This window comes from Pyxidicoccus fallax, from assembly GCF_012933655.1.
GTDB lineage: Bacteria > Myxococcota > Myxococcia > Myxococcales > Myxococcaceae > Myxococcus > Myxococcus fallax.
Map to the genome: position 1 here is coordinate 1 of NZ_JABBJJ010000337.1, position 13,393 is coordinate 13,393.

Annotated in this window: 7 protein-coding genes; 6 read left to right on the forward strand and 1 reads right to left on the reverse strand. The window is 71.0% G+C overall.

Annotated elements, in window-relative coordinates:
* Positions 1-101 precede the first annotated feature (101 nt).
* A complete protein-coding gene (locus tag HG543_RS43240) occupies positions 102-2,039 on the forward strand; it encodes a glycoside hydrolase family 15 protein (protein WP_169350796.1) in 1,938 nt (645 codons plus the stop codon).
* 27 nt (positions 2,040-2,066) lie between these two features.
* Here HG543_RS43240 and gap read toward each other — a convergent pair whose 3' ends face one another.
* The gene (gap, locus tag HG543_RS43245) at positions 2,067-3,065 is read right to left on the reverse strand and encodes a type I glyceraldehyde-3-phosphate dehydrogenase (protein ID WP_169350797.1); all 999 of its coding nucleotides are present in this window, start codon (positions 3,063-3,065) and stop codon (positions 2,067-2,069) included.
* A 95-nt stretch (positions 3,066-3,160) separates the two neighbouring features.
* Here gap and HG543_RS43250 point away from each other — a divergent pair, with 95 nt between their 5' ends.
* The 5 genes from HG543_RS43250 to HG543_RS43270 form a co-directional block, all read left to right on the forward strand.
* Positions 3,161-4,162, forward strand: a complete 1,002-nt coding sequence (locus HG543_RS43250; RefSeq protein ID WP_169350798.1) for a GlxA family transcriptional regulator — start codon at positions 3,161-3,163, stop codon at positions 4,160-4,162.
* A 271-nt stretch (positions 4,163-4,433) separates the two neighbouring features.
* The gene (locus tag HG543_RS43255) at positions 4,434-5,942 is read left to right on the forward strand and encodes a vanadium-dependent haloperoxidase (RefSeq protein WP_169350799.1); all 1,509 of its coding nucleotides are present in this window, start codon (positions 4,434-4,436) and stop codon (positions 5,940-5,942) included.
* 96 nt (positions 5,943-6,038) lie between these two features.
* Complete coding sequence (locus HG543_RS43260; protein ID WP_169350800.1) at positions 6,039-7,142, forward strand: citrate synthase; 1,104 nt, start codon at positions 6,039-6,041, stop codon at positions 7,140-7,142.
* Positions 7,143-7,483: 341 nt separating this feature from the next.
* Entirely contained in the window at positions 7,484-8,992 is a 1,509-nt protein-coding gene (locus HG543_RS43265) for an aldehyde dehydrogenase family protein (RefSeq protein ID WP_169350801.1), read from the forward strand.
* Positions 8,993-9,131: 139 nt separating this feature from the next.
* The coding region (locus tag HG543_RS43270; RefSeq protein WP_169350802.1) for an nSTAND1 domain-containing NTPase at positions 9,132-13,393 on the forward strand (4,262 nt) is incomplete at its 3' end.

The window sequence follows — 13,393 nt, forward strand, 5'->3', positions numbered from 1 at the left end:
GGGAGGGGGCCCCTGCGTGGGTGGGTTGGCGGGTGCGGCCGTCGCGGGGGTCGCTACCTTGAGGGCGGGAGGTCGCGGTCTGCCTCGCGACACGCCTGCTCATGGACCTCTACAGCGCCGCCAAGAGGATGGCCCGTCCCTTCCGGTTCTCCAACCCGGCGTCCTACCGGGAGGTCCCCCTGGCGGGCCGCGGGGTGATTGGCGACGGAAGCTCCTGCGCGCTCGTCCGGCCGGACGGCGTCATCGACTGGCTCTGCTTCCCCCGCTTCGACAGCCCGAGCGTCTTCGCGGGCATCCTCGATGACGAGAAGGGTGGCATCACCGGCATCACCCCCGTCGTGTGGCCCTTCGAGAGCCTGCAGCGCTACGACCCGGACACCAACGTCCTGGAGACGCTGTTCCGCTTCGAGCACAAGGGCGTCGTCCGCATCATCGACTACATGCCGTGGACGAACGACCCGCGCTCCACCGTCCACGAGGTGCACCGGCGCATCGAGTGCCTCGAGGGCTCGGTGGAGCTGAACATCGTCTTCGACCCGCGCTTCGGATACGGGGAGTCGGAGACGCGGGTGGAGCGGGAGGAGCACGGCCTCGTCGCACGCGGGGCGAGGGGAGAGCGGCTGGTCGCCGTGCTCAGCGGGGAGGCGGAGTGGCGGTCCTGCCGGGAGCTGCGCGGCCAGCCCTGCCGGGGAGACGCGGGCGTCCAGACGCGCATCCGGATGGGGCCGGGCGAGCGGCGCTGGATGATTCTGTCGTGGGACTCGGACCGGCCGGAGCCGCTCGCCGCGTACCGGCCCTTCGACCACCTCCGGGATACCCGCCAGGCCTGGCGCGAGTGGGCGCAACAGTTCCACTACGAAGGGCCGTGGCGGCACCACGTCCTGCGCTCCGCGCTGGTGCTGAAGCTGCTGATGTACGGCCCCACGGGCGCGATGGTGGCCGCGCCCACCACCTCGCTCCCCGAGTGGATGGGAGGCACTCGCAACTGGGACTACCGCTTCAGCTGGGTCCGCGACTCGGCGATGGCGGTGCGAGCCACCAACCTCCTCGGCTTCCTGAGCGAGTCGCGCGAGTTCTTCTACTTCGTGCGCGACACGTTGCAGCGCGGTGACCCGCTCCAGGTGATGTACACGCTGGACGGTGGCCCCCTGTCGCCGGAGCGGGAGTTGACCCATCTCGCCGGCTTCCAGGGCTCGCGGCCGGTGCGGCTCGGCAACGCCGCGCGGGACCAGTTCCAGTTCGACACCGCGGGCGCGCTGCTGGACGCGGCGTACCTCTACGAGCGCTTCGGCGGGCGGCTGCCGCTGCGCACCTGGAAGCTGCTCCGCGCGGTCATCCAGACCACCGCCCGCCGCTGGCGCGAGCCCGACCACGGCATCTGGGAGCCGCGCCGGGAGATGCGGCACAACGTCCATTCGAAGCTCATGGGATGGCTGGCCCTGCGTCGGGGCCAGCACCTGGCACGGCTCTTCGGTGAGACGGCGCTGGAGCACTCCTGTGTCGCCCTGGCGGACGTCATCCGGGAGGACATCCTCCGCAACGGCGTGGACCCGGCGCGGAAGCACTTCGTCGGAACCTACGGAGGGAACGAGCCGGATGCCGCGCTGCTGCAGCTGCCCATCGTCGGCTGCTTCCGGGCAAGGGACCCGTTCATCCTGAGGACCATCGACTGGCTGCGCGGTGAGCTGGGCGCGGGCCCATTCCTACGCCGGTACCGGATGGACGACGGGGTAGGGGGGCCGGAGGGCGGCTTCATCCTCTGCGGCTTCTGGCTGGCCGAGGCGCTGGCGCTGGCCAACCGCATCGAAGAGGCCGAGGCCGTCTTCGTCGCGCACGCGGAGGCGTCGAACCACCTGGGGCTGCTGGCGGAGGAAGTCCACCCGCTGACCCGCGAGCAGCTGGGAAACTTCCCGCAGGCCTTCAGCCACCTCGGCCTCATCAGCGCCGCCGCGCGCATCGACCGCGCGCTCAGGCTTCGGGACGAAGGGCAGTCGGAGCCCCCCCACCTCCTGGAGCCCGAGCCGCCGCCCATTGAATGACACGGGTTGCCCGCGAGCCCCGGTGTCTCACCGCGGGGTCGCCATCCTGACCGCGAGGTCGAGCAGCTTGCTCGAGTAGCCCCACTCGTTGTCGTACCAGGCGACCACCTTCACGAAGGTCGGGTCGAGCTGGATTCCCGCCTTGGCGTCGAACACGGCCGTGCACGACTCGCCCCGCATGTCGGTCGAGACGACGTCGTCCTCCGTGTAGCCCAGCACCCCTGCGAGGGCGCCCTCGGACGCCTTCTTCATGGCCGCGCAGATGTCCGCGTACGTCGTCTCGCGGGCGAGCTCGCAGGTCAGGTCGACGACGGAGACGTCGGAGACCGGGACCCGGAACGACATCCCCGTCAGCCTGCCCTTCAGCGACGGCAGCACCCGTGTCACCGCCTCCGCGGCGCCGGTGGACGCCGGGATGATGTTCTCGAGGATGCCGCGCCCGAAGCGCCAGTCCTTGCCCGAGACACCATCCACCACCTTCTGGGTGGCGGTGGTGGCGTGGACCGTGGTCATCAGTCCGCGCCGGATGCCGAACGCGTCGTCGAGCACCTTGGCCACGGGAGCCAGGCAGTTGGTCGTGCAGGACGCCGCCGAGATGATGGGCTCTCCGGCGTAGCGGTCCGTGTTGACGCCGGACACGTACACGGGCGTGTCGTCCTTGGAAGGGGCCGAGATGATGACCCGCTTCGCGCCGGCACGCAGGTGCGCCTCGGCCTTCTCCCGCGTGAGGAAGATGCCGGTCGATTCAATCACCACATCCACCCGGGCCTCGCCCCAGGCCGAGGCCGCGGGGTCCTTCACGGCGGTCGTACGAACGGGCCGGCCGTCCACGACGAGGGCCGAGCCCTCCACCGCCACGGCACGGCCGAGCCTGCCGTGCACGGAGTCGTACCGGAGCAGGTAGGCCAGTTGCTGGAGCTCGAGGAGGTCGTTCACGGCGACCACCTCCACGTCGTCACGCTCCAGTGCCGCGCGAAACACCGTCCTGCCGATTCGTCCGAAGCCGTTGATGCCGATCCTGACCATGGTCCTTCCTCCTGTGCCGCTCGCGTACCGCTGGGAGCGCCTGGCGGGAAGGACAAGCACATTGCAATTCCGGCCAGAGGGCCCAGGATGGGTGGATGCGCGTGTCCGTGAAGCGGGTCTGGTTCCTCGTGCCTCCCCGAACGGGAATGCTCAACATCGCGGGGCCCTGGGAGGTGCTCGGTCACGCGAACGAGCTGCTCGGCCGTGTCGCCTATGCGCTCGAAGTGATGGGGCCGGGCGCGCCCGCGACGCGGACCCGCCATGGCCTCGTCCTGAGCGGTGTGCGGCCGCTCCCGAGGCGGTGCGAGCGGCTGCCCGACGTGGCCATCGTGGCGGGAACCTCGCCCCTGGAGCCGCTTCCGGCCGATCAGGCGCCGCTCGTGTCCTGGCTGCGGCGGCATCACGAGGGCATTCCGACGCTCGTCTCGATTTGCACGGGAGCCTTCGCGCTCGGCGCGGCGGGGGTCCTCGACGGGCGGCGGGCGACCACGCACTGGCAATACCTGGAGACGCTCCGGGAGCGGTTCCCGGCGGCCCGCGTCGTCGACGAGGGCATCTACGTCCGGGACGGCGGCGTGTGGACGTCGGCGGGAGTCACCGCGGGCATCGACCTGACGCTCGCGCTGGTCGAGCAGGACCATGGGCACCCGCTCGCGATGGAGGTCGCGAAGCGGATGGTGCTGTTCCTGCGACGCTCGGGGAACCAGGCGCAGTTCAGCTCGGCGCTCCGCCGGCAGGAGAAGGAGCCCTCCCAGCTGCGCGACATCTCGACCTTCGTGCTCGAGCACGTGGACCAGCCGCTGCCGGTGGAGCGGCTCGCCGCGGCGCTCGGCATGAGCCCGCGCTCGCTGAGTCGCTGGTGCCGTGAGCATCTCGACGAGTCACCCGCCGAGCTCGTGCGGCGGGTCCGGGTCGACGAGGCGCGGCGGCTGCTCGAGGAGACGTCGCTGCCCTTGAAGGACATCACGGCGCGGACGGGGCTGGGCGATGTCAGCACGCTGTGGCGGGTGTTCACCCAGCGCCTCGGTGTCACGCCGGCCGAGTACCGGCAGCGCTTCGCTCCGGAGCCGTCATTCTCAAGGCAATGCGCGCGCTGAGAGTGTCATCGTCAGACACCGTCCGCATGTTCTGTGGGGTAGAGGACTCCGGAGCGCATCGTTTCCGCTCCACGTGCGCGTCCTTCAGTGGTGATTCATGCCGCCGTCCGCCAAACGCAATGGCGTGGCGCTTCGGGATGCCCGGGTCAGACGTGCTCTTTATCCTGAGCACCGTCCGCGCATCGCTCCGTCCAGGAAGCGCGGACACCCGGCCATACAGAAACACCCGCATCCCTTCACCACCGCAGCAGCGGCATGGAGCGCTTCCCGCATGTCCCGACTTGGACTCCTGTCGTCGTGTCTCGTCGCACTGCTATTCACCGTCTCCTCCGCACGCGCGGAGGAAGCCCGGCCACATACACCCTCCGCCGCCTACCAGTGGCTGGACATCGCCCTGGAGGTCACCGCCCGCGAGGTGGACGCGCGTGGCGCACGTCCCACCGTGCTGTCGCGCACGATCGCCATCGCCCTGACGGCCATGTACGACGCCTGGGCCGCGTATGACGACAAGGCCGTGGGCACGCGACTCGGCGGGTCGCTGCGGCGCCCCCAGGCCGAGCGCACCCTGGCCAACCGCGAGAAGGCCATCGCCTACGCCACCTACCGCGCCCTCCTGTTCGTCCACCCCACGGACAGCGCCTTCCTGGCGGACCGGATGCGCCAGCTCGGGTTCGACCCAGCGGACACGTCCACCGACCCGGCCACGCCGCAGGGCGTGGGCAACCTCGCCGCCGCCGCCGTCATCGAGTACCGGCGCCACGACGGCGCCAACCAGCTCGGTGACGAGCCCGGCTCCAGCGGTACGCCCTACTCGGACTACACGGGCTATGTCCCCGTCAACCCGCCGGACCGCATCATCGACCCCAACCGCTGGCAGCCCATCCCGTTCGACAATGGCCAGGGCGGCACGGTGATTCCGGGCTTCCTCACGCCGCACTGGTACCTCGTCACGCCGTTCGCGCTCGACAGCAGCAGCCAGTTCCGTCCGCCGCCTCCGCCGCGCGTCGGCTCGTACCAGCTCGCCCGCGAGGTCAACGAGGTCATCCGGTTCAACGCCACCCTCACGCCCGAGGAGAAGGCGCTCGTCGAGTTCATGCGCGACGGGCCGCGCTCCACCGGGCAGTCCGGCCACTGGCTGCGCTTCGCCCAGTTCGTGTCCCTCAGGGACCGCCACGACCTGGAGAAGGACGTGAAGCTCTTCTTCAGCGTGGCCAACGTGGCGATGGATGCCTTCATCGCGTGCTGGGAGGCGAAGCGGTACTACGACACCTCCCGTCCCTGGACGCTGGTGCGCTACTACCGCGCGGGCCGCGAGCTCTGGGGCTGGGCCGGCCCGGGCCAGGGCGTGGACTGGATTCCCGCGGAGCAGTGGCATCCCTATTCGCCTCCCACCTTCGTCACCCCGCCGTTCCCCGGCTACGTCTCCGGCCACAGCACCGTGAGCGCCGCCGCCGCGAAGGTGCTGGAGTTGTTCACCGGCAGCGACGCCTTCGGTGACGTCGAGGTCGTGCGCGCGGGTGAGCTCACGGAGCCCGGCTTCCCCTGCAACATCATCCAGCAGCGCGCGGGCCGGCCCTCCAACGACACCGAGCGGGACTGCGTGGTGAAGCTGAAGCTGCGCACCTTCAGCCAGACGGCGGAGATGGCGGGCATCTCCCGCGTCATGGGCGGCTACCACATCCAGTCCGACAACATCGAGGGCCTGGAGCTGGGCCGCAAGGTGGCCCACTTCACCTGGCCGAGGATGCGCGCCTACTTCGACGGGACGGCGCGGCACTGACGTTCCGGGACACTCGGGACGCCTTCATGTCGATTGTCGAATCGTGTTTCCAGGCTCGAGGCCGGCGCCTAATCCTTGCGCAGGAGGAACCCGAGCATGGGCACGACAGAGGCAGCACTGCAGGCGGGGCTTGAAGGCGTCGTCGTCGCGGAGACCCGGTTGAGCGAGGTGGATGGCGAGCGCGGACGGCTCGTCATCGCCGGGAGCGATGTGGAGTCGCTCGCGGGCGCGGTCTCCTTCGAGGAGGTGTGCGCGAGGCTCTGGGCGCCCTACGCCCAGCAGCCGCTGCCCGCGTCGCTCCAGGCCGCCCTCGGGGAGGCGCGCGTGCGGGCCTTCGGGCTGCTGGAGGGGCTGGGCAATGCCCTGTCGGCCGAGGATGGAATGGACGCGCTCCGGGCGGCGATGGCCCATGTCCCCATCCCGCCGGGCAACGAGCAGGAGACGTTCCTCCTGCTGACAGGCGCCGCCGCGGTGTTCACCGGCGCGTGGGCCCGGCGTCGGCGAGGGCTGGCGCCCGTGCGGCCGGACGCCAGGCTGTCCCATGCCGCGGACCTGCTGCGCATGGTCACCGGAGAGCATCAGCCCGAGCGCGCCGCCGGGCTCGATGCGTACCTGGTCACCGTCTCCGACCATGGCCTGAATGCCTCCACGTTCACCGCGCGCGTCATCACCTCGACGGGCTCGGATGCGGTGTCCGCCACGGTGGGCGCCATCGGCGCGCTCAAGGGCCCGTTGCATGGTGGGGCGCCGGGGCCCGTGCTGGACATGCTCGACGCCATCGGCGGACCGGAGAATGCGGCGGCGTGGCTGGAAGGGGAGATGAAGGCCGGCCGCCGCATCATGGGCATGGGCCACCGCATCTACCGCGTGAGAGACCCTCGCGCCGCCGTGCTGGAGCGCGCCATCGAGCGGCTGGAGCGCGGCGGGCTGCGGACCGACCGGCTCGCGCTGGCTCGTGCGGTGGAGCGCGCCGCCGAGGAGCTGCTCCGCCAGCGCTACCCGGATCGCCCGCTGCGCGCGAACGTGGAGTTCTACACGGCCGTGCTGCTCGACGCGGTGGGGCTCGAGCGGACGTTGTTCTCCACGGCCTTCGCCTGTGGCCGCGTCGCGGGCTGGCTCGGGCACGTCGCCGAGCAGCGGGCCACCGGCAAGCTCATCCGGCCCGCCTCCCGCTACGTGGGCACGATGCCGAAGGAGTAGGGGTGGCGGAGCGAAGCGGGGCCTTCTCCTCGGAAGGGGACTTCCTGGCATCGGCCAGCATGGACTCGACGGCGCTCGTCTGGCCTCGCGAGGCATGGGAGCGGGGAGGGCGCTGAGCGCTCGGGATTGGCAGGCATGTGTCTGCTCTTGCCTGCCCCTCCCGACAGGGCTCCTGCCTCCGCAGTCGTCGTTCCGGGTGGGGTGACCACCCGGGCCCTGGCTTGCCTGCCTCCCGGACAAGACTGGATGCGCGTGCCGATATTCCCGCCGCGCCGCGGCACCGCATGGGCCACGGCTCCAACGGATTCAGAGCGAATCCCGATGCTCGAGGAGGAGCACCCATGCTGCATACCGAACTCGTTGGCGAGCCACTTCTTCACCTCGAAAGCAGGCGCCTGCTGGCCGAAGCCCGGAGCGTCACTCCAGAAGCCTTCGACTCCCAGGGGCGCCTGCTTTCACCCATCGCCGGAGCGTGGGTCCGTCCATCCGCCTGGTTCGACGCCGTCTCGCCCATCGACGGCAGGGTCATCGCCGAGCTGCCATTGCTCGACGCCGCCCAGGTCGCCACGGGCGTCGAGAAGGCCGCCGCGGAGTTCGCCCCCTGGGCGGCCCGCTCCCTCGATGACCGCGCCCGGGCCATCATGGAGGCCGTGAAGCTCCTCCGGGAGCACCGCGACCTGCTCGTCGGGCTTCTCGCGTGGGACATCGGGAAGACCCTGCCCACCGCCGGCAATGACGTGGACCGGTGCCTCGCCGGCATCGAGTGGTATCTGGAGCAGATAGGCCCGATGCTCGAAGGCCGGAAGCCGCTCGGCCTCGTGTCGAACATCGCCTCCTGGAACTATCCCTTCTCCGTGCTGCTGCTGAACGTGCTCGTGCAATCGCTCGCGGGCAACTCGGTCATCGCGAAGATTCCCACCCAGGGCGGCGGTGTCTCGCTCACCGTGGCCTTCGCCCTGCTGCGCTACGCGGACCTGCCCGTCTCGCTCGTCGGCGGACGCGGCAGGGACCTCTCGGAGTCACTCGTGGGCCATCCGAGCATCGAGGGCCTCGCCTTCATCGGGGGCCGCGCCAACGGCTCCCAGGTCCAGCGCCGGCTGCTCGCCACGAACAAGCGCTACGCCCTGGAGATGGAAGGCGTGAATGCCTACGCGATTACCCACTTCTCGAAGTGGGACGTGCTCGGCCAGCAGATTCGGGCGGGCTTCGACTTCGGCAAGCAACGCTGCACGGCCTACACCCGCTGGGTCGTCGAGAAGTCCCTGGTCCCCAGGTTCGTGCGGACCTACGTGGACGCCGTATCGACACTGCGGGTCGGTCATCCGCTGATTGGAGTGCCCGTGGATTTCGGTCCGCTCATCTCGCCCAGCAAGGTCGAGGAGCTGCGCTCCCACATCGCGGACGCCCGGAAGCGCGGCGCGACGGTGCTGTACCAGGGGAAGCTCGCCGAGGACGCCTTCGCCGCGCGACAGGAGCGCGGCGCATACCTCCCTCCAGCGCTGCTCTTCGGCCTCCCGCGGGACAGCGAGCTCTACCTCCGCGAGCCCTTCGGTCCCGTCGATGTGTTGGTGTCCGTGGACTCCGAGGAGGAGCTGGTGCGAGAGGCCAACGTGTCCAACGGGGCGCTGGTGGCCTCGGTGGCGACGGACGAGCCCGAGCTCGCCCAGCGCATCGCCTCCCGGCTCCAGGCCTTCAAGGTCGGCATCAACAAGCTGCGCTCGCGCGGAGACCGCGAGGAACCCTTCGGCGGCAAGGGCGGCTCCTGGGCGGGCGCCTTCGTCGGCGGCACCCACCTGGTCCGCGCCTTCACCGACGGCCCGCATCCCCTGGAGGGGAACTGGCCGGAGTGACAGGCCGGGCTCGAAGGCCCGTGGGGTGAGGCCAGGTGCCTGCTTCGGAGGACGCCTCACAGCAGGCACCTGGGGACTCTGTCCAGGTCAGGTACTGGAGATACGCCTCGGGCTCGCAGTGCCTCTGGGGGGAGGCGCAATGTTCGATGTCTTCCTCTCGCATAACAGCCAGGACAAGCCGGCCGTCGAGGCGCTCGCCCAGCGCCTGAGGTCCGAGGCGAAGCTCCAGCCCTTCCTGGACCGCTGGCAGCTGGTGCCAGGAGAGACCTGGCAGTCCAAGCTGGAGAAGGGCCTGAAGGAGAGCCTGTCCGTGGCCGTCTTCTTCGGGCCCCATGGCCTCAGCCCATGGCACGACGAGGAGATGCGGCTGGCCCTCTCCCAGGCCGTGATGACACGGGACGAGTACCGCATCATCCCCGTCCTGCTGCCCGGCGCGCGCTCCGAGGATGTGAAGGGCTTCCTGGCGCAGCGGACCTGGGTCGACTTCCGCGACGGGCTGGACGACCCCGTGGCCTTCACCCGGCTGGTGGCGGGCATCCAGGGGCAGGCCCCCGAGGGTGACACCTACCAGCTCCCGGACGAGCCCGCGCCGTACCGGGGGCTGCTGCCATTCACCGGGGCCCAGACGCGCTTCTTCTTCGGCCGGGAGGCGGACATCCCGCGAGTGCTGGAGAGGCTGGCGCGGCATCCCTTCGTCGCCGTGGTGGGGGCCTCGGGCGTGGGCAAGTCCTCGCTCGTCCTCGGCGGAGTCCTTCCACGGTTGAAGCCGCTGGAGTCGTGGCCCGGTCCCGCCCTGCACCTCCGGACGATGAGACCGGGCGACCGGCCCCTGAGAGCGCTGGCCGATCAACTCGCCACGCTGGTGCCTCCCGGGGAACGGCTGGCCACCGCCGAGGCCCTCGTCCAGCGCATGTCCCAGCACGAGGATGGGCTGCGGACGGCGGTGGCGACCCTGACGGCCGCACAGCCAGGCTCCTTCGTCCTCGTGGTGGACCAGCTCGAGGAGCTCTTCGCCTACGGGCCGGCGGGAGACTCCTCGCCCGAGGCGGGCGCCTTCATGGCCAACCTGAGGGACGCGGTGGAGAGAAGCCGGGGCGCCGTGCGCATCCTGACCACCCTGCGCGCGGACTTCTTCGAGCGGTGCCTGGGACTCTCCGCGCTGCGAGAGCTGCTGCAGGAAGGCCAGGTGCTGCTGGGCAGCATGAGCACCGAGGCGCTCCGGGATGCCATCGTCCGCCCGGCCCAGCTGGTGGGAGCCTTCCTGGAGAAGGGGCTGGTGGGCACCATCCTCAAGGACGTGTCGCGGGAGCCGGGGGCCCTGCCGCTGCTGGAGCATGCCCTGTACGAGCTCTGGCGGGCGCGCAAGGGGGCCTGGCTGACGCTCCAGGGCTACGAGGCGAGCGGGGGCGTGTCCGGAGCACTCCAGCGGAGGGCGCAGTCCACCTATGAGGGCCTGCCCCCCGACGGGCAGAGGCTCGCGTGTCAGCTCCTCCTGCGGCTGATGTCGCTGGGGGAGGGCACGCCGGATACGAAGCGGCGGGTCGCCCGGAGCGAGCTCGTCTTCCCGGGAGTGGCCCCCGAGCAGTTGGAGCACGTGCTGCAGGTGCTGTCGGGGCCAGAGGCGCGGCTGCTGGTGGTGGACAAGGAGACCGTGGAGGTCGCCCACGAGGTGCTCATCCACGAATGGCGCACGCTGCGCGACTGGGTGGACGCGAACCGGAGGTCGCTGCAGGTGCACCGCCGGTTGACGGAAGCGGCCAACGAGTGGGCGGACCATGGGCGCGATGCCAGCTACCTGTATACCGGCGCCCGGCTGCTGGAGGCCGAGGAGTGCCTTGCACCGAAGGAGCCACGGGGAGTCTCGAGCCTGAATCAGCGGGAGCGCGACTTCGTGATGGCGAGCCTGGCGCGCTACGACGAGGAGAAGCGCGAGCAGCAACGGCGCCATATGGAGGAGCTGGCGCACGCACGGCAGCTCACGCGAGTCCAACGGGAGCGGGCCGAGGCGGCCCGGCGCGCGGCCCGGCGCCTGCGCGTGCTGGCCCTGGTGCTCATCGTGGCCACCTCGGCCATCCTGGGCTCCTTGTTCGCGGTCCGGCATCAGCGCAGGACCGCCCACTCGCGAGAGCTGACGGCCAGCGCGCTGCTGAAGCTGACGGAGGACCCCCAGCTCAGCCTCCGCCTCATCCAGGAGGCCGGCCATATCGCCATGACCCGGCAGGTGGGCGAGGCGCTGTACGCCTGGTCCCGGGAGCCGAGCTGGATGGTGCTGCGAGCGCGGGCGGGCGCGGTGAACGCGGCGAGCATCAGCTCCGATGGCGGGAAGGTGGTGACCGCCAGCGATGATGGGACGGTGCGCCTGTGGGACCTGCGCACCGGGCAGTCCCGTCACCTCACCGGGCACCAGGCCCCGGTCGAGGCCGCCGAGTTCAGCCCGGATGGCACGAAGGTGGTGACCGCCAGCGATGATGGGACGGCGCGCCTGTGGGACCTGCGCACCGGGCAGTCCCTGGTCCTCCCCGGGGCCGAGGAGCCGGTCCTGTCCGCCACGTTCAACCCGGACGGCACCCAGGTCGTCACGGCCGGCAACGCGGGAACGGTGCGGCTGTGGGACGTGGCCTCCAATCGGTTCCGTCTCCTGACGGGGCACGAGGGGCCAGTCCTGTCCGCCCGCTTCAGTCCGAATGGCACCCGGCTCGCCACCACGGGCTTCGATGGGACGGTGCGCCTCTGGGACGTGGCCTCCGGCCGCTCCCAGGTCCTCTCCGGACACGAGGGCGCGGTGTGGTCCGCGCGGTTCAGCCCGGAGGGCACGAGGCTCATCAGCGCGGGCGTCGATGGGACGGCGCGCCTCTGGGACGTCGTCTCCGGCCGGGCCAGCACCGTCCTCACCGGGCACACGGCACCGGTCTGGTCCGCCCGCTTCAGCCCGGACGGCACCCGGGCCGTCACCGCCAGCGAGGATGGCTCGACGCGCGTCTGGGACGTGGCCGCGGGCAGGGCCTCCGCCGTCTTCGTCGGACACTCGGGGACGGTCTGGTCCGCTCAGTTCAACCCGGAGGGGACGAAGGTGGTCACCGCCGGCGGCGATGGAACGGCGCGGCTGTGGGACGTGGCCAGCGGCAAGGCCACCCTCCTCCTCTCCGGCCACACGGCGCCAGTTCTGTCCGCCTGCTTCAGCCCGGATGGCACGAAGGTCGTCACCGCGAGCCTGGATGGGACGGCGCGCCTCTGGGACGTGGCCTTCACCAAGGCCTCGACCATCCTCTCCGGGCACGAGGGCGCCGTCCTGGCCGCCGGTTTCAGTCCGGATGGGGGGCACGCCGTCACCGTCAGTGACGATGGGACGGCGCGCCTCTGGGAGACAGCCTCCGGCACCCCCTTCGGCATCCTGTCCGGTCATGAGGGCACGGTGCTGTCCGCGCGGTTCAGCCCGGATGGGACGAAGGTCGTCACCGCGGGCAATGATGGGACGGCGCGCCTCTGGGAGGTGGCCTCCCCCATGCCCCCGACCACGCTCGCCGGGCACGAGGGCGCCGTCCTGTCCGCCCGGTTCAGCCCGGATGGGACGAAGGTCGTCACCGCGGGCAGGGATGGGACGGCACGCCTCTGGGACGTGGCCTCCGGGCAGTCACGGGTCCTCTCCGGACATGAGGGCCCCGTGCGCTTCGCCGAGGTCAGCGTGGATGGCGGGACCGTGGTGACGGCCAGCGACGATGGGACGGCGCGCCTGTGGGACGTGGGCTCCGGGCAGTCACGGGTCCTCGCCGGGCACAGGCGGTACCGTTGGCCGGACCCGGTGTCGGTCGGGTCCGCCCACTTCAGCCCGGATGGCACGAAGGTCGTCACCGCCGCCAACGATGGGACGGTCCGCGTCTGGGAGGTGGCCTCGGGGGCTCCCACCGCCTTCTTCTCCCTGGACACGGCCCAGGCGTGGTCCGCCGAGTTCAGCCCGGATGGCACGAAGGTCGTCACCGCTGGGGATGATGGAACGGTGCGCCTGTGGGATGTGGCCAGGGGGACCGCTCGGAAGTTCTCCGGGCACACGGGGCCGGTGAGGACGGCCCGGTTCAGCGCGGATGGCACGAAGGTCGTCACCGCGGGCGACGATGGGACGGCGCGCCTGTGGGATGTGGCCAGGGACACCGTCCGGACCTTCTCCGGGCACACGGGGCCGGTGCGAGCCGCCGAGTTCAGCGCGGATGGCAGAATGGTGGTGACCGCCAGCGACGATGGGACGGCGCGCCTCTGGCCGGACCTGCTCTGGGCGCCGACCCGGGCCACCCTCGCGAAGCTGGAGGCCGGCCAGCGCGGGCCCCGGGAGGAGGCCCTCCCTCCGCTGGCTCAGGAGCCTCGGGTCGCCACGCCCGTGCACGTGGCCACCGCGCCCGCCCCGAGGAC

Excerpts from the sequence above, each read along its gene's own strand:
- HG543_RS43240 (WP_169350796.1), top strand. The coding sequence starts at position 102 with ATGGACCTCTACAGCGCCGCCAAGAGGATGGCCCGTCCCTTCCGGTTC.
- gap (WP_169350797.1), bottom strand. The coding sequence starts at position 3,065 with ATGGTCAGGATCGGCATCAACGGCTTCGGACGAATCGGCAGGACGGTG.
- HG543_RS43250 (WP_169350798.1), top strand. The coding sequence starts at position 3,161 with ATGCGCGTGTCCGTGAAGCGGGTCTGGTTCCTCGTGCCTCCCCGAACG.
- HG543_RS43255 (WP_169350799.1), top strand. The coding sequence starts at position 4,434 with ATGTCCCGACTTGGACTCCTGTCGTCGTGTCTCGTCGCACTGCTATTC.
- HG543_RS43260 (WP_169350800.1), top strand. The coding sequence starts at position 6,039 with ATGGGCACGACAGAGGCAGCACTGCAGGCGGGGCTTGAAGGCGTCGTC.
- HG543_RS43265 (WP_169350801.1), top strand. The coding sequence starts at position 7,484 with ATGCTGCATACCGAACTCGTTGGCGAGCCACTTCTTCACCTCGAAAGC.